Origin of the sequence: uncultured Ruminococcus sp., assembly GCF_947301925.1 — a bacterium.
Lineage (GTDB): Bacteria > Bacillota > Clostridia > Oscillospirales > Ruminococcaceae > Ruminococcus.
In genome coordinates, this window is record NZ_CAMYUE010000010.1 from 56,442 (window position 1) to 74,906 (window position 18,465).

Annotated in this window: 7 protein-coding genes; 3 read left to right on the forward strand and 4 right to left on the reverse strand. The window is 46.0% G+C overall.

What is annotated here, in order from left to right; genetic code table 11:
- Nucleotides 1-249: 249 nt before the first annotated feature.
- Nucleotides 250-5,217, forward strand: coding sequence for a S8 family serine peptidase (locus Q0Y65_RS11350; protein ID WP_297959837.1), 4,968 nt, complete (start codon nucleotides 250-252; stop codon nucleotides 5,215-5,217).
- Between the two features lie 187 nt (nucleotides 5,218-5,404).
- Here the strand turns inward: Q0Y65_RS11350 and Q0Y65_RS11355 are convergent, their stop codons facing one another.
- The 3 genes from Q0Y65_RS11355 to Q0Y65_RS11365 are packed head-to-tail and all read right to left on the reverse strand — an operon-like array spanning nucleotide 5,405 to nucleotide 9,040.
- Nucleotides 5,405-7,672: a CotH kinase family protein gene (locus tag Q0Y65_RS11355; protein ID WP_297959839.1), complete on the reverse strand. Its 2,268-nt coding sequence runs from the start codon at nucleotides 7,670-7,672 to the stop codon at nucleotides 5,405-5,407.
- Nucleotides 7,673-7,684: 12 nt separating this feature from the next.
- The gene (locus tag Q0Y65_RS11360) at nucleotides 7,685-8,356 is read right to left on the reverse strand and encodes a DUF4956 domain-containing protein (protein ID WP_297959841.1); all 672 of its coding nucleotides are present in this window, start codon (nucleotides 8,354-8,356) and stop codon (nucleotides 7,685-7,687) included.
- 15 nt (nucleotides 8,357-8,371) lie between these two features.
- Nucleotides 8,372-9,040: a polyphosphate polymerase domain-containing protein gene (locus tag Q0Y65_RS11365; RefSeq protein ID WP_297959843.1), complete on the reverse strand. Its 669-nt coding sequence runs from the start codon at nucleotides 9,038-9,040 to the stop codon at nucleotides 8,372-8,374.
- Between the two features lie 282 nt (nucleotides 9,041-9,322).
- Between Q0Y65_RS11365 and Q0Y65_RS11370 the strand changes: the two genes are divergently transcribed.
- Entirely contained in the window at nucleotides 9,323-10,000 is a 678-nt protein-coding gene (locus Q0Y65_RS11370) for a response regulator transcription factor (protein ID WP_297959845.1), read from the forward strand.
- Nucleotides 9,994-11,205 (forward strand): cell wall metabolism sensor histidine kinase WalK, encoded by a 1,212-nt coding sequence (locus Q0Y65_RS11375; RefSeq protein ID WP_297959847.1) that lies wholly within the window; start codon nucleotides 9,994-9,996, stop codon nucleotides 11,203-11,205. The genes Q0Y65_RS11370 and Q0Y65_RS11375 overlap by 7 nt, the downstream gene beginning before the upstream one ends.
- A 66-nt stretch (nucleotides 11,206-11,271) precedes the next feature.
- Here the strand turns inward: Q0Y65_RS11375 and Q0Y65_RS11380 are convergent, their stop codons facing one another.
- Complete coding sequence (locus tag Q0Y65_RS11380; RefSeq protein ID WP_297959849.1) at nucleotides 11,272-18,327, reverse strand: BspA family leucine-rich repeat surface protein; 7,056 nt, start codon at nucleotides 18,325-18,327, stop codon at nucleotides 11,272-11,274.
- Between the last annotated feature and the right edge of the window lie 138 nt (nucleotides 18,328-18,465).

Below are 18,465 nucleotides of genomic sequence, written 5' to 3' on the forward strand. Positions count from 1 at the left end.
GGATCTTTTATGCCGTTAAGGAGTATACTGACAGAAGCTAAGCAAGTTGGGTAAAACATACAATAATTGCACATCATATATATGCAACATTACAAAACTATGGCTTTCTGAAAAAAATATGCAAAAATATTACCCTATCAGGTGTGTTGGAAATAGAGGTATTCATTCCACACAAAAGACAAAGAAACTCAAAATGTACATTTTAAGCGCTTTATGTCCAAATACCAATCAGAAAGGGTCGATGAAAAAATGAAGAAATTCACACGCCATTTACTCAGCATGACTACTGCTGCGGTGCTCTCGGGCTCCGCTGTAATGAACTGCGGACTCGCTTCCGCACTGGCAGCGGCTGAATATGATGCAGCGCAGGCAGAAAAGCTCGTTCCTGTCATTATCAGTCTGAACGGAGACGCTGTGCTTGCAGGAGAAGAAGCTGCAAAACTGGGAACTGATTATCTCGATACTGCCGAAGCAGAAGCAAAGACCGCAGCTCTCCGTCAGATCAGCAGCGAAGCGGAAGCCTCTCTCCGTAACCTCTATCCCGATCTCGAAATAGACTACCGCTATGATGTGCTCATGAACGGCTTTTCCTGCGAGCTGCCTGAAAGCCTTCTGAACGATGCAAGATCCTGCCGGTGGGTAAAAGGTGTAACGAAAACAGAGACTGTGAACGTTATGAAACCCGAGCTCTACACCGCACCCGATCTCGCAGAGGCAGGCTATTTCGGCGAGACAACAGGCTATTTCGGCGAGGGCGAGGTCATCGCTGTGATCGATTCGGAATTTGACATATCTCATAGTATGTTCGCTCCTATCGACGATAAGGAAAACAAGCTCACAAAGGACGATATCATAGCCGTATCAGATGATCTTAACGTACGGATCGATCCTGAAAAGGCCTATATCAGCAGTAAGCTGCCGTATGTTATAGATTATTCCGATGATACTCCCTATGATTACTATGAGCCTGAGGATTACCACGGCACCCACGTTTCAGGTATTGCGGCCGGAAATATGATAAGCGATGATGAAGGCTCTGAACTCTCCGGTATCGCAAGAGACGCCCAGATCATAATGATGAAGGTGTTTGAACGTATCGCCGTTGACGAAATGAGCGGTATATATATGAGCACTGTTGAGTCCGATACCCTCCTTGCGGCAATGGAAGACGCTGCAAAGCTCAAAGCAGACGTTATAAATCTCAGTCTCGGAAGTCCCGAGCCCGATCTTGACAGTATCCCGTACAAGGATACCATAACTGCACTCAACAATGCAGGTATCATAGTAGTCGCAGCAGCAGGCAACGACTGCAATAACCTTACAGGCGGAGGAGCTTTTTTTGACATAGACACATCATCGCCCGATACCCATACCATCGGCGAGCCCTCTGCATTCAGGGACGCTCTGTGCGTCGCTTCCGCGAACAACTCCTTCTGCCATGAGCCCTGTTTCCTTATTGAAGGACTTGACGACGAGATCCCCTTCCGTGACGGCAATAACTTTCCGCTGTACGATATCCTGAGCGACGGCGTATACGAATATGTGTACTGCGGACTCGGTATGCCCGAGGATTATGAGGGCAAGGAGCTTGAAGGAAAGATCGCCCTGGTCGACAGAGGTGTACTGCACTTCACGGAAAAGGCGACGTTCGCCGAACAGGCAGGAGCTATAGCCATGATCGTATGCGATGACATTGAGGAAGACAGCCTCATAACAATGGGAATGGATGGCATTGACCTGCCCGCTGCGTTTATTTCATTGAATGACGGAAACAAAATGAAAGAAGCAGTATCAGGCAGGATACGCACAGACAGCACATTGAGCGTCGTTACTCCCCTTGACGGAGGCATCAGCGAATTCAGCTCCTTCGGACCTGCGGGAGACCTTACGCTCAAGCCTGATATCGCAGGTATTGGCGGTTCTGTAACATCTGCCGCATATGATAACAAGCTGAAGCAGCTGGACGGCACTTCAATGGCTTCGCCCTATGTTGCAGGCTGTATCGCAGTATTCGATCAGTATCTCAGAAAGAACGGCACAGAACTCACGGGTGCTGAAAAGTCGGCATTCATCAAGAATCTTATGATGAATTCAGCCGTGCTTTTCTCAAATGACGATGTATACGAGAGTCCCAGACGTCAGGGCGCAGGACTTGTGAATATGAAGAACGCCCTGAATGACAGGGTCATACTCACAGGCGAGGGCGGCCTTGCAAAGGTCGAGCTGAAGGATAAGATAACAGATCAGCTCAGCTTCGATGTCGATATCAACAACTTCACCGACGAGGACGTTGAATTCACAGAGGCAAAGCTGGTACTGACAGCAGAGGACGGAGCTCTCACCGAGGAGGACGGAAAGGAACAGATGTCTATCAGCGGCGCAAGCAATATCGGCGTCACGGCAGACCTTTCAGCTCTGCTGAATGCCAATGCACAGGAGAGCCGCACAGTGACGATCAATGCGCAGCTTTCGGCTGACGACCTTGAAGCACACAGCTCTGTATTCCCCAACGGCTTCTTCGTTGAGGGATATCTGATCCTAAGCGGCGCAGAAAACTGCTGCGACATCTCGATCCCGGTCATGGGCTTCTACGGAGACTGGGCAAAGGTGCCCATCTTCCACAACGGTACAAAGTACCTCGAACCGTACACCATTTATACCATATCGGGTGAAGGCACACTTGACGCGTCAAGTTCTTTTGCAGGAACTGCCGAAGCTCTGTCCCGCCTGTTCGGAAGGCTCTCCCCGGAAGACGCTGATATCGTAATGATGGAACCCTTCAGCATCAATTCGTTCTTTGATGATGAATACACAGAGACTCTCGCAGACTGTTCCGATGAAAGAATATACCTTTCTCCCAACGGAGACGGATTGTCAGAGCAGATCGGAATAATCTATTCCCTGCTCAGATCCGCACATATTACAGGCATAAAGATCTACGACAGCGACAACAACCTCATCAGCGAAACACCCGAAGATGAAATATCTGAAATCGCATATATGCCCATGATGAATATATCGGAAGCAAAGATCGAAGATCGTCCCGAAGGTACATACAAGGGCGTGCTGGAAGCCTATATCTACTATGAAGGCGCCGAAAACGAGCCTCAGACCTATGAGTTCCCCGTCATACTCGATAAGACTTCTCCCGCACTGGAGCTCAGCCCGAAGGAAGAAAACGGCAGAAAACTGCTGGAGATCACTTCCGGCGATAAGAATCTTGACGGTATCTACCTCATGGGCAGAGGCAGCGGCGGTATCGCAGGAGAATATACGGCAGAAAGCCCGCAGCTCACAGAGATAAATGACTTCAGGCTACTGTCCAACGCTGTTTATGTGCCGTTATCAGGTTATAATAACCCGATAAGATCCGATTCCCTCGTTATCAACGCTATCATGGGTACCGCAGATACATACGAACAGAACATCATTGATTCATATAACTTCTCGGATATCCTTCCTGCATACAGATATCAGAATGAGGACGGCAGTATCTCCGTCACATACGACGTTACCGACCTCGACGAGTATGTTGTAGCAGCTGTCGACAAGGCGTTCAACTCTACGGAGATCATGTCGGACGGCCGTGATATCTCACATCTGAAATCTGGATTATGGTGGGCAAAGAACGGCGGAGAAAACGACGTTTACTACAATCTCACCAATAACAATGCAGGTAATATCCGCTACCAGAGCGGCGCTCCCGAAAAGAGCTTCTCCCTTGAACAGAACGGCGATACCGTTACTATGGAGATCTTTGACGGAACATCATCCGAGACCCGTACAGGTAAGATCTCATTTACAGATAAGCAGAATGCGGAGATCGCATGGGATAACGGCGTTACCGAGAAGCTTTTCTATGCAGCTGCCGACGGCTTTGACGGCTTCAGTTACATCACGACTCCCGAAATGGAAGCGATCGTAATCGAATACCACAATGCCCACAGCAGCATCAAGGCTGCATCAGCCGAGACAGCATACGATGAAAACGGAATGGGCATCGTGCGACTTCTGGATAAGAACGGCAGCATGATCGCAGAATATACCGGTTTTGACAGATTTGAGAATACCGCAGTGGATCCTGACGGTAAGTCCGTACGATTTGAATATATCAGAAACGGTGTATACCGCGTATCCTATGATCCCGCTCTCAGTCCTAAGCATTATTATGTCATCTTCAAGGAAGACGGTACAGCCGTTGTATACTCCGCAGAGGACGGTATAGAATGGGAAGGCACAGCAGAATACGGCGACGGCGTTGTCATCTGCAGCAAGGGCTCGGACGATGAAATGTCCGTAATCCTCTCATACGACAGCTTCGCGGAATTCTCGGTGACATTGGACGACGGAAGCAGGTATGACCTTGCATATGACTCTGATCATACTGAAGATGTCATGGTGTATACTACATCTCAGCTTGAAAGAATGGCCTCAGACTACTGCGAGCGTATCATGGGCAGGTGTCCGAGTATCATGTTCGCGTCGTTTGAAATGAACGGCAGATACAGCATATACTTCTCCGACGGACAGAGTATAACAGCCGATCCCCTTGGCGGAAAGGCATACGATCAATATAAAAATGAAATTGACATCACTGTCCTTCCCGAGATAAAGGACCTCTTTACTTCCGGCCTCTGGAGCTGCCGAAGCGGAGACAGTCTGAAATACTACAGCTCTGACGGCAGCGGCAATATCACAGTTACCAATACCGAGGACGGTTCCGAAGATACCATGAAGTATAACTGGATCGGCACACAGGCAGTGGAGCTCATCTCAGGCGATAATACCGAAACAGCTACCGTAATGCCTGTCTCTGATACGGAGCTCTCGCTGATGATATCCTTTGACAAGATCGAGTCGCTGAATTACATAGGCGAAAAGCCGATTGAGAAAAGCTCCTTCTACAGCGATAAAAAGCTTGCAGATATGGCAGCAGCCGATCACAGCAAAAAGACCGGCAAAAAAGCAAAGGTATCCGGAACAGAAAGCTTCGATAACGGAACAGTTGTTATCAGATTTGACGACGGTTCAGAGTACACGATCGACCGCTTCACCGGTAAAGGCAGCGATGAAAACGGCAACGCGGTGGATCTCCCGCAGACAGGAAATAATGATATCGGCACTGCCGCAGCAGCCGCAGCCGCAGGTATTATGCTGCTCCTCGGCGCAGCAGCAGTATTTGCTTCAGGCGTTCTGCGCAGGAAAGAAGACTGCTGATAAATAAACCGTAAAAGCTCCACAGGATCCTGTGGAGCTTTTTATCAAATGAAAAACGCATTATCTTACAGTACAGCTATCATAACACCCTTTATTCCTTCGCACCGTAAAATATTACATCCGATATCAGAAAAAAGCAGAACAGGCAGACACTTCAAACGAGGTATCTGCCTGTTTTTTAAAAGCATTATCTTCTGAATTTAGCAGCAAATCCTAAACCCATAAGCAGAACGAGTGCAGACACGCCAAGTAATATATACGCAGCTTTATTGTCCTGCTGTGGGGCGTCGTTCATAGGAGAAAAGCCTGCCATATCAGGTCTTTCGCCGCCCTTTGGTTTGTTTTGCGGAGCTGCATCGCCGTCCGATGATACAGCTTCTTCGGATCCGGCAGGTTTTTCCGCAGCTTCGGTATCATCGTCCTCATCAGCGGTATCTTCATCTGTCTTTCCGCCTCCGCCGAAAGGAGATAAGCCCCCGGGCATATTCTCAGGGTCGAAATCCTCTGGCATATTGCCGGGATCGAACCCTTCGGGCATTCCGCCGCCGAAATCAGGCATATTCCCGGGATCAAAGCCCTCGGGCATCTCTCCGCCGAAGTCCTGTGGAGGCTGACCGCCGAAATCAGGTCTTTCGCCGCCTGCTCCCTTTGAGGAACCACTGCCGGAATCAGGTCTTTCCTCGATTTTCAGGAGCTTTATATTGCTGGACTTTTTAAGTGACAGCGAAGTGTTTTTAAGCTTCTGCATACTCTTATCATTATCAGTTTCGTCCGATCTATCAGACTTATCTGGTTTTCCAGTTCTGTCGGAGCCGCCTTTCTGACCGCCGCCGAAACCGCCCATTCCGCCGCCCATAGAGCCCATATCGGAGGTGTTCAGTCCGTCTGCGTCAATAAGAGCAGAGCTGTCAGCCTTCTGGCCTTCCGTTGTTGACGGGATAGTACCCTCCAGCTGTCCGCTGACGCTCTCTGCACGGAGAGTGCAGAACCTGCTGATAGCTTCAACACCTGTTTTGAACTCGTTGTAGGTGCAGAACTTTGTGGGATCCTTTTCAACGTAACTGTCGATAAGCTCTGCCGTATCGGCTGCAAGCTTCTCAAAGTCCACACTGTCAAGGAACTCTCTGAAAAGCTGATGATACTGCTCTGTATACTCTTCATTATCGAATATCCAGGATATCATGGGACGGTCGCTCATGCCGCCCGATACAGGCGTATCAATTGGAGAATTAACGGAAGATGAAGCGTTGCCGCCCATAAATGAACCGTAAGCGAGATTGTAGTCCCAGGGTATCATGGAGAGCTGTCCGTTCTCCTCATAGAGGTAGTAGTTGTGTATCATCTGGCCTGTATAGCTGTCGCCGTTGACAAGAAAATCATGAACTACAAAATATCTGATGACCTCCTCAACATCGACTGTGCTTTCAAGGTCGGACTGCTCTGAAAGAGCCTTCAGTAAATTTATCAGGCGCTTCTTGTCCGCTTTGTCAACAGGAGTTTTTGCATTATTGAAGATGTTTGAATAGCTGTCGATCTCGTCGTCGGTATACTTCAGCTTAACATCATCGCTGCCCATTCCGAAGCCGCCAAAGCCGCCCTTGCCTTCACCGCCGCCGAAGGCCTTTGAAGGGTCGAAGTCTCCGAAATCCTCCGGCATATTCCCGGGATCGAACTGCGGCATTTCTCCTCCGAAATCGGGCATATCACCGAAGTCGGGCATTCCGCCGCCGAAATCCGGAACTGTGTCACTGCTGTCAGAGCTGTCTTTTTCTTCGCTCTCTTTATTCATAAAATTCCCCATACTAAAGTCTTTGCCGTTTCCGCGGCCGCCTCCGAAGCTCATAGCGTCGGGCTTGTAGAGGTCGCCGTAATTGCTGCCGTAATTCCTTTCAAGGAAGGACTCCTCGATAGCCTCCACAGCAAGATACAGTCCCCAGTCCTCGCCGTTGACCGTGATATAGGCGTAACTGCAAAGAGGAGCGTCCACGCCGAAATCATACATCAGCGTATACGCAAGGTAGTCCTTCATGTAGGTGTTGTCCTGAATGATATTGTTCAGGCACAGCTTGTCAAGCCCGTGATAGGTCTTGCCGTTTTCGTACTGGTCGAACTCTATCTTGAAGCTGTAGCGGTCACTGTCCATATTCTTGACGGAGCTCAGCGATGTATTGCCCTTAGCCCTGATACCGACATTATTTACAGCTTCGCCGTCAATGACAAGATTGCAGGCCGAGTATTCCTCGCTCTCGCAGCCCTCTATGAAGCCGTCCCAGTCATTCATGACTATATCTATGGTATGGACCTTTGAGTGGTCGAACAGCCTGTTCTCATAGCCGATGGCATGGGCTGCGGTCTTAACTCCCAGCACCTGCCCGTTGCAGAAGATAAAGGCTATGACAAGCGTGATAGCAGCTATCACTACGCAGATCCTGTCTATGTTTTTATGTGCTGACATTATATCACACCCTTATCCCATGTAGTCGCCGTTGTAGCTTACGAGAACTGCGCTGCTGACGCCTTCCATATCTGCAAGGGTATTGACAAAATCGGTGTTGTCGTCCTTGAGGCGTATCTCCATATTCAGCTCTACAGAGCCCTTCTGAGCGGTCTTGCTCTTGACAACGCATCTCTCGGTCTTGCCGTCCAGGAAGGCCTTTGCCTTGGCTTCGCTGTCATGGCCGTCACAGCGCACCACAACGATGTACGGATTCTTATGAGCCTTGCGGTTGACGAATACAAGCAGGATAACGCCGATGATAACGCTGCCGATAACTGCAAGGGGGATCATTCCTGCGGCAAGTACGATACCTACTGCTATGGACCAGAACAGAAATGCAATATCCAGCGGTTCCTTTATGGCTGTACGGAAACGGACGATAGAAAGCGCACCTACCATACCGAGGGAAAGAACAACATTGCTGGTAACTGCCAGTATTACCACGGTGGTTATCATGGTAAGCGCAACGAGAGTCGTGCCGAAGCTTGAGGAGTACATAACTCCCGAATAGGTCTTTTTGTAGACCAGGAAGATTAACATTCCCAGACCGAAAGCAAGAAGAAGGGCTATCGCCATATCAAGAATGCTGACGCTGGTCACGTTCTCAATAAAATTGGATTTGAAAATATCATTGAAACTCATAGTAAAAACTCCTTTTTATCCGTAAATTCTACAGGCTGCATATTTTGAGAACGCTCCCTCGCGCCTGTCTGAAAGGGAGACTGCATCTCTGATGATATCGGGCAGAAAGCCGTCCCACTTGACCTCAAGTATGATAGAATCCGAAACGGGAACTGTAACACAGTCCGGGTTCAGGAAATCCGTACATCTCATGCCGCTACGCACATTGTAGTCAATGGTAACGCGGACGTTTCCTGCGGGATAGATGAAGGGCTCTCTTGTGTAGTCCACTATGGTTTTCGGAGCTATGCCCTCAGACCTCATCTTTGAGTAGAGCTCACGCACAAGAGGATACTGCGAATCCATCATCCACCCGGTATCACCGTCAACTATGCTCTGAGCCTGCTGAGCTGTCAGAGGTGCGCTCTGCTTATTGCCGAGGCAGCCTGTCTTGCTTTTCTTTTCAAGATGAATGACCGAAGTATCACCGTTATAGTATCTGATACGGAATTTCTCTCTCCTGCTCATACCGTTTACCTTTTCCATGAGGGCCTTATCGGCATGGTTATCGAAGTAAAGGCTGCGGATGAAGTATTTTCCGTCAGTGGCATGGGGATCGTGATACGCAACAGCGCTGAGCCTGTGGCGTATGGTTATCATGTCAGAGTAGTTGATCTCATGCTTTATCTCATGTCTGAAATTCATAGTTTCACCTCTTTTCCTTGTCATAGGCACGCACACAGACCAAAGAAGGGAAAGTCAGCCTGCGTGCGCTGTATCCTATGCTTTAATTATAACTGTGAACGCTGAATTGAAGCTGAAAACAAGTGTGAAGGCTGTAAAACCAAAATGAAAAATGTGTGAAAACATGGCGGTTATTCTTTTTTTCAGCTTGTATTCAGCAAAAAGATGTATTATAATCAATATAGGAAGCAGCGCTCTCGGCGTTCCGTAAATATATACTATGTGACGAAAGGGGCATCACATATGAAAATACTTATCATAGAGGACGAAAAGGTGCTTGCCGATTCGCTTAAACTAATGCTTCAGTCAAAGGGCTTTGAAGCAGAGGCTGTCTACGACGGCGAAAGCGGCGAGCAGTACGCTATGCTGAATATCTACGACCTCATTATACTCGATATCATGCTGCCAAAGAAGAACGGCTATCAGGTGGCAAAGTATATACGCGAAAAGAGGAATACCACGCCTATCCTTATGCTGACGGCCAGATCTGACGTTGAGGACAAGGTACAGGGGCTCGACGCAGGTGCGGACTACTACCTCACCAAGCCCTTTGACGCAAGGGAGCTTCTTGCCTGCGTCAACGCCCTTCTCCGCCGACAGGGTTCGCAGGTCAACGAGCTCGAATTCGGCAACACAAGGCTTGATATGGAATCGGCCTCTCTTATCTGCGGCGAGAACAATATAAGACTTTCCGCAAGAGAGTTTGAAGTCATGCGTATCCTCATGACCTCGGGAACAAATCATATCTCAAAGGAAGCCCTGCTGACAAAGGTCTGGGGCTATGATTCAAATGCAGTGGAGAACCATGTGGAAGCCTATGTGAGCTTCCTGCGCAAGAAGCTGCTAAGTATCGGCTCAAACGTCCGTATCGAAGCAATGCGGCGCTTAGGCTATCATCTGGAGTGTGATGAGTCATGCTGAAACGGCTGAGGATAAAATTCATTGCGGTGATAATGAGTATCGTCACCGTTCTGTTCATTGTAATATTCGGCCTTGTGCTGCACCTTACAAAGCAGAATATCCAGCGTGAGAGCGTTCAGATGATGCGGGGAATGGCATTCCGTCCGCCTGCCGCAGCCCCCATGAACAAGCCTGACAATATGCCTGAAAATATACGTCTGCCTTTTTTCACGGTCAATATCTCAGAGGACGGCGAGCTGACAGCATTCGGCGGAGACTATTTTGACCTGACGGACAAGGATATGCTTCGCAGGCTCGTTGACGCTGTCAATGAAAGGTCAAAGGAAACGGGCGTGCTCTCCGAATATGACCTGAGATACATGAAGAACGATAACGGCCGCATGAAAACCATCGTTTTTGCGGATATTTCCAGCGAAAAGGCCATGATAAACGGGCTTATCCGCAACTCAGTAATAATCGGTCTTATCGGATATGTCATATTCTTCCTGATAAGCCTTATCCTTGCAAAATGGGTCACAAAGCCTGTGGAAAAAACATGGAACGAGCAGAAGCAGTTCATAGCGGACGCCTCCCACGAGCTGAAAACTCCCCTGACCGTAATAATGACAAATGCGGAAATGCTCAGCGATAAAAGCTATTCCGAAAAGGACAGGGACGGCTTTACAAAAAATATCCTCTCAACGTCAAAGCGTATGAGAGGACTGGTGGAGAGCCTGCTTGAGCTGGCAAGGCTCGATAACAACAGAGCTCAGATAAAGCTTGATGAGGTTGACCTCAGCAAGCTGGTAAACGACAGTATGCTCCCCTTCGAGCCGCTGTTTTATGAGAACGATATGGAGCTCTCGGCGGATATCGACAATGATATCAAGGTCAGAGGCAACAAGGACAAGCTGAGACAGGTAGTAAATATTCTGCTTGATAATGCACTGAAGTATTCCGACCCTGCCGATAAAGTCACCGTAGCTCTGAAACGTCACAGCTCGGAATGTATCCTGTCGGTGTCGGGGCTCGGAACTCCCCTTTCAAAGGAGGATTGCGAGAATATCTTCAAGCGCTTCTACCGTGTGGATCAGGCAAGGAACGACGGACAAAGCTACGGGCTCGGTCTTTCTATCGCCGACAGTATAATCAGGGAGCATAACGGAAAAATATGGGCCGAAAGTGAAAACGGGTATAACACCTTCTATGTTTCACTGACGTTATAAAGATAAGGAAAAGGCTGCGTAACCGACCGGTTACGCAGCCTTAACTTCATATATGAAGTATATAGTTTATCCTTTGTAAGCCTCCGCAGCTTTGAAGTAAGAATATAATGCGATCATTGCGCAGAGCTCTGTATCATCGAGAGGCTCCTTTACACACTCGTATGCATATGAGAGCGCAGAAAGAATTACTCTGGAATTACCGTTAGAGGTCTCTATAGCTATAACATGAGCATCACCAAGCTGATGTGCCGAGATACCCGGGATAACTATCTGATAGCGTCCGTCGCTGAGCTTTGTGGCGGTAGTTTCCTTGCCATCAACAGATACTTTCATAAGACCTGTATATTTCTTTGAAGGTGTGATCTTAACGATAAGTGAAGTATCCGAATCAAGTGCAAGCGAATAATTGATCTTTGAGATGTCTTTGTTCAGTCTCTGGGTCTTCTGGTATGGCGCAAGCTGCGTAGCGGCATTTTTCTGAAAATTTATCATTGTTTTTTCATCGACATACGCCCTCTTCATTGCCACATGATCAACGCCAAGGTTCCATGGATTACCCGAATGAATACTGAGATATCTCTGCATATAGTAGCCGTAATCGTTTATTGCCTTTATGAGGTTCCAAAGTGCAGCGGGATCGTTTGAGTTGAACTTTTCAAGATATGATTCAGCAGTTGCTGTTGTTGTCACCATCTGAAGTGTTCTGTTCTCATCGTAGTATTTGAGTGTTGCAGTAACAGGATCTGCCATTGATACTGCGTTGAGTTTGCAGGTGAAGTAATAATTTCCTGATGTAGTACTTCTCTTTTTGATATCAAATTTGGCTGTCTGTTTCTTGCCGTTAACAACGAAATCCATCGTTGTACTCTTCAGATTTTCTGTGGGAACTACTGAAAGATCAGCGTAGAAATTCAGACTTATGCTGCTGCCAAGTGTCATTGAGTTGCTTACTATCTTTGCGATCCTTTCCGAGAGGTAGCCCGGATCATCTGCTTTGTCGATATGTGCATATCTCTTGTTGCGTTTGCTGCTGTTGTAAACTGTACCGTTGCCGCCCACCAGTGATACACAGCCTGCAAACATATCTGTTGAATACGACACATTTTCTACTGTCCATTTGTCTGATACATAGATAGTGCGGAGAGATGAACAGTTTTCAAACATCCCTTCCATATCACCAACATTCTCTGTATCAAAGCTTCTCAGGTCAAGCTCTGTGAGAGCTGAACAGCTTGCAAACATAGCGTTCATATCCAAGACCTCAAAGGTGTCAAAACAGGAGATATTGAGGGATTTAAGGTTTGTACAGTTATAGAACATACCGTACATAATTGCCGTGTGCTGAGTTTCTGCCTTGCTGAGATCTATCTCCGAAGCCTTGAAGCCGCTGAACATCAATGAGCAATCTTCGGGAAGTACAGCACCATTCTGGGCGATGACCTTTTTAACTGCGGTATTGCCCGAGTAAACACTTACAACTGCCTTGCTGACATTGCCGAATAAATAGAGTGTACCTGTAGTCTCATCGAATGTGCTGCATTTTTCGGAGAAGTAGCCGTTCTGACCTGCCTTGTCGATGCGTGCATAGGTCTTGTCGGTATAGCTGCTGTTGTATACTGTACCGTTCGCACCTTCAAGTCTCTTACAGTTTGCGAACATATTTATTGAATTGGTAACTGCATTTGTAGTCCATTTATCTGATACTTTTATAGCTCTGATAGTTGTGCAGTTGCAGAACATCTCCTTCATGTTTGTGACCTTTGAGGTGTTGAAGCCTGTGAGGTCAAGATCTGTGATCTTCTTGCAGTTATAGAACATACCATCCATATAATTTACATTAGATGTGTTGAAGCTGCTGACATCAATGTCTGTAAGCTGAGTGCCGCTGAACATAAACTGCATATTAGTGACCTTTGAGGTATCAAAGCTGCTGATATCCAGATTTTTAAGCTTATTGCAGCCTGCAAACATATAGCCCATATTGGTAACGTCTGAAGTTGAAGCCTTGCTGAGATCTATGGTTTCCGCCTTGAAATCCTGGAACATTACCGAGCTGGCTGCGGGGAATACAGCAGTATCAGTTGCGATGACCTTCTTTACAGCCGTATTGTTGTAATACTTACGGACCTGTTTCTTTGTGATATTTCCGCTGAGAATCAGGGTACCTGTTGCACTGTCAAATGAACAGCAGCTGAATGTGAGATATCCCGGCTGACCTTCCTTGTCAACGCGGGCATAGGTCTTGTCGGTGAAACCGCTGCTGAATGCTGTGCCATTTCCGCCCACAAGTGATGTGCAGCCTGTGAACATAACTGAAGAGCTTGTTACCTTGCTCATATCCCACTTATCGGATACATAAACAGTTGAAAGAGCTGAACAATTCCAGAACATAGCGTCTGTGTTAGTCAGCTTTCCTGTGTCGAAGCTGCTGAGATCCAGTGATGTCAGAGAGCCGCAGTCAAAGAACATACCGCCCATCTTGGTGACCTTTGAAGTACAGAAACCAGTCAGATCTACGGTTTTAAGTTTTCCGCAGGCGTTGAACATGGATTCCGTATCTGTAACATTTGAGGAGTCTGCCTTTGAGAGGTCGATTTTCTCAAAGTCACATGAAATGAACAGCCCTGAGCAGTCCGCAGGAAGAACAGAGCCTTCCAGTGCAACTACATTCTTGACGCTGCTGTTGTTTTTGTAATGAGCGATATCAGACGCTGCAATATTTCCTGAAAGATATAGAGTGCCTGATGTCCTGTCGAGATAACAGCTTCTGCCTGTCAGGTATCCGGGCTGGCCCGCCTTGTCGATACGGGCATAATCACCGCTTGTATGATTTTCATCATATACGGTACCGTTTCCGCCCTTTATAGATTCTGTAAGATTGAACATATCTGAGCTGTTGCAATTTTCGGGGATTGTCCAATTTGAGCTTACGTATATTGTTGTAAGCTTCATATCACCAGAAAATGCATAAGTCATTGATTTAAGAGCAGAAAGATCAAATTCACTCATATCTACAGTTGTCAGTGCATGACAATTTTCAAACATACTGTTCATGTTTTCAACATGAGATGAATCTGCATTGCTGAGATCAATTGAAACAGCCTGGAAGTCATAGAACATTTCTGAGCAGTTTGCAGGAAGAACAGCACCTTCTTCTGCAATGACTTTCTTGACGTTCATATTACTTCTGTAATACTGTACATCTGTCTTATTGATAAAGCCGCGCAGATATAGTGTTCCTGTATTCTTATCAAATATGTCGCACAGATTTGTAAGGTAGCCTTCATGCTCGAAATCGTCTATCCTTGCATAGGTCTTATCGATATAGCTGTTATTAAATCCGGTTCCGTTTCCGCCTTGGAGATACCAGCAGTTATAAAACATTTGCTGCGAGTTTGTAACGTTGTCGGTATTCCATTTATCGGAAACATAGATCTGTTTAATGTTCCAACAGTTATCGAACATATGACTCATGTCTTTGACTTTTGAAGTATCAAAGCTGCTGAGATTCATTGAGGAGTATTCACCATTAAGGGCAAACATATAATCCATGTTAGTTACATTCGATGTGTTAAAGCTGTTCACGTTTACTATAACTGATGAGCAGCCATAGAACATATGAGACATATTTCTGACATTTGATGTGTCAATGCCACTCAGATTGATATTTGTGAGGAATGAGCACTCGTTGAACATATAGCCCATATTTGTAACATTTGAAGTATCGGCCTTGGAAAGATCCACTGATTTCAGGTTTATCCAGCAGCTGTCATAGTAATCGCTCATGTAGTAATCGATATACTTGCTGTCGAATAAGTGCGAGCAGTCAGCGGGGAGTACGGCACCTTCGTCCGCAACTACGCCTACTACCGATTCAACGTATTTCCATGAGTTTAATTCATTTTTGTCCACATTTCCTCTGAGGTGGAGCACAAATGTATCCTCGTCAAGTATGACCGTATCTGCATAGATAAAGTATCCGGGCATACCTTCATTCGGATTATCCACGCGGGCGTAAGTCTTGTCAGTGTGCGCACTGTTGTAGTGTGTTCCGTATGCACCTTCGACAGAGATACAGTCCTTGAACATATCGTTGGATCTCGTTACATTGTCGATAGTCCATCTGTATGATACATATATCAGCTTGAGATTCTTACAACCTTCAAACATCTCCCATGTGCCAGTCAGCTTTGATGTATCAAAGCTGCTCATGTCGATGATTTTAAGCGACTCACACTTACCAAATGTACCGGCCATATTGGTGACTTTTGATGTATCAAAACTTCTGACATTGAGTGATGTAAGATTTGTACAGCCCCAGAACGTAGCAAAAAGTGTATTCACATTGGAAGTATTGAAGTTCTTCAGGTCAAGAGATATCAGACTACTGCAGTTGTAGAACATATAGCCCATATCACGAACATTTGATGTATCAAAGCTGCTGGTATTGATTGATTTAAGGGATGTACAGTCACGGAACATCTGACGCATAGATATAACACCGTGTGTGTCAAAGCCGCTGATATTAAGTGATGAAAGGGATGTACAGTTATAGAACATATCGTTCATAAGGTAAACTTTTGCAGTATTGGCCTTTGAAAGATCAATAGTCCCTGCCTTGAAGTTTTCAAACATATGTGAGCAGTCAGAGGGAAGAACAGTGCCCTGTGCCGCAACTACCTTCTTTACGTTTTCGTTGCCTGCAAAATCCTGTACCTCTGATTTAACAACGTTGCCGCTGAGAGTAAGGGTGCCTGTTGCAGCATCAAATACAGCGCTGTTCTTTGCGGTAAAGTATCCGGGGTTATCTACCGTATCGTCGCGCGCGTAGGTCTTGTCCGTGTAGTTGCTGTCAAATGCAGTTCCGCGTTTGCCAGTGAGAGCGAAGCAGCAATTGAACATATTTTCAGATGAAGTCATCTTATCAGTATTCCATTTATCAGAAATATATACTGTTTTAAGATTGTTGCAGTATGTGAACATCTGATATGCGTTTGTTACCTTTGAGGTATCAAAGCTGCTGAGATCAAGTTTCCTGAGCTGCAGGCAATAACCGAACATATTACCCATATAAGTAACTTTTGATGTATCAAAATTGCTGACATCAATCGAGGTAATCCTGTTCAGATTATAGAACATACCGCCCATATATGTTACATTAGAGGTGTCAAAGCTGCTAACATTGAGAGATTTGAGAGAGTATGCATAGTTGAACATACCGCCCATCGATGTAACTTTAGATGTATTAAAGCCACTGAGATCGAGGAATTCAAGCTTCTCGCAATGGTAGAACATAAAGTCCATATTTGTAACATTAGATGTATCAAAGCCGCTGATATCAAGTGTTGTAAGAGATTTACAATTATTGAACATGGCTTCCATTGTTGAAACCTTGGATGTATCTATACCGCTTAAATTGATCTTTTGGACAGAGCTTGCATAACTGAACATATATCTCATATCTGTCACATTTGAGGTATCTGCCTTTGAAAGATCTATCTCTCTCAGATTCTTCCAACCTGTTTCTGTATCCGAAATATAAGCACTGAACAAGCGTGAACAGTCAGCAGGGAAAACAGCGCTCTCATCGGCAACTATTCTTGTGACTTTTTCATTCTCCTTGTATGCCTGTACTTCTTCCTTCACAACATTGCCCCTGAGAGTAAGGGTGCCTGTTGATGCGTCAAATAAAACCCTGCTGTCCTTATCGGTAAAATAACCGGGAGTGTTTTTAGTGTCTATTCTTGCATAGTCGCCGCTGATATGATCCTTGCTGTATGTTGTACCGCAGCCGCCAACAAGCGAATCACAGTTTATAAACATATGTGTGTCAGTCTCATCTGCGTTCCAATTATCCGATACATAAATTCTTTTAAGATCCGTGCAGCCACCAAACATATAGTTCATGTTTGTAACGTTTGATGTGTCAAAGCTGCTCAGATCAAGTTCTTCAAGGCACTGGCACCCCGCAAACATACCTTCCATGTTTGTAACATTTGATGTGTCAAAGTTGCTCAGATCAATTTTCTTTATTGTATTCTTTGTGGAAATGCCGTCCCCTCCAAACATATAACTCATATCGGTTACGTTCGATGTATCAGCCTTTGAAAGATCGATCTCTGTCAGGTACCACCATTCAGCTAACCAAATCATGTCATTATCAGGGCCAAAGGTTTCACGTTTATCATCATCACTGTAAAACAAATATGAACAGTCAGCAGGAAGAACACAGCCTTCCTCGGCTACTACTTTACTGATATATCCTGGATTCTCTCTGAATTTATCTACATCTGACCTTAATACATTCCCCCTGAGATAAAGGGTACCTGTTGATGTATCAAAAAAAGCGCTGCCGGTTTTATCGGTCAAATAAGCGTAATCATCAACCTTGTCTATTGCTGCATAATAGGCGCTGTCAATGTTTTTGTAATATGATGTACCGAATCCGCCAACAAGAGATTGGCAATTATAAAACATATCGTTGTCTTTTTCAACAAGGCTTTCTATGCTCCATTTATCCGTTACATATATCTTTTTAAGACTAACGCAGTTACTAAACATATATTTCATGTCTGTAACATTTGAGGTATCAAAGCTGCTCAGATCAATTTCTTCAAGCTGCTTGCAGTTATAAAACATATTTCTCATGTTTGTAACATTTGAGGTGTCAAAATTGCTGAGATCAATTTTATTTATATTGCTCCATGACGTAGAGTCTGCGAACATATAGCTCATATCAGTTACGTTTGATGAATCAGCCTTTGAAAGATCTACCTCTGTCAGGTTTTCCCATTCATAGTGCGAATCGTCATCATCACCGAACATCATATTACCCCTAAAAAACATTTCAGAGCAGTCCGCGGGGAGAACAGCTCCTTCCTCGGCGATTACCTTTGTAACATTTGGATTACAAGCATATGCCATTACTTCTGATCTTTCTACATTTCCGCTTAGAGTAAGCGTTCCTGTTGCTTCGTCGAAGGATACCGACGAGGCGGCCTTTGCTGACAGAGAGGGCAGATTCAGCAGGCCTTTGCCGCCGGGAACAGAAGGCAGGCCTCCGCATACCAGCGAGAGGGCAAGCACAGCTGCTGCGGCTTTTTTTAAGTATTGAGCTTTCATTTTCAATATCACTCCTTATTATTGGTTTTTGCCGGAAAAAAAGCGCAGCGCCCCCGGTTACTCCGAGGGCGCTGCTTCCCGTTATCTCTCGGGAGTTGTGATCTCTTCGGATGTTGTGATCACATCCTCAACGTCGAA

Excerpts from the sequence above, each read along its gene's own strand:
- Q0Y65_RS11350 (WP_297959837.1), top strand. The coding sequence starts at position 250 with ATGAAGAAATTCACACGCCATTTACTCAGCATGACTACTGCTGCGGTG.
- Q0Y65_RS11355 (WP_297959839.1), bottom strand. The coding sequence starts at position 7,672 with ATGTCAGCACATAAAAACATAGACAGGATCTGCGTAGTGATAGCTGCT.
- Q0Y65_RS11360 (WP_297959841.1), bottom strand. The coding sequence starts at position 8,356 with ATGAGTTTCAATGATATTTTCAAATCCAATTTTATTGAGAACGTGACC.
- Q0Y65_RS11365 (WP_297959843.1), bottom strand. The coding sequence starts at position 9,040 with ATGAATTTCAGACATGAGATAAAGCATGAGATCAACTACTCTGACATG.
- Q0Y65_RS11370 (WP_297959845.1), top strand. The coding sequence starts at position 9,323 with ATGAAAATACTTATCATAGAGGACGAAAAGGTGCTTGCCGATTCGCTT.
- Q0Y65_RS11375 (WP_297959847.1), top strand. The coding sequence starts at position 9,994 with ATGCTGAAACGGCTGAGGATAAAATTCATTGCGGTGATAATGAGTATC.
- Q0Y65_RS11380 (WP_297959849.1), bottom strand. The coding sequence starts at position 18,327 with ATGAAAGCTCAATACTTAAAAAAAGCCGCAGCAGCTGTGCTTGCCCTC.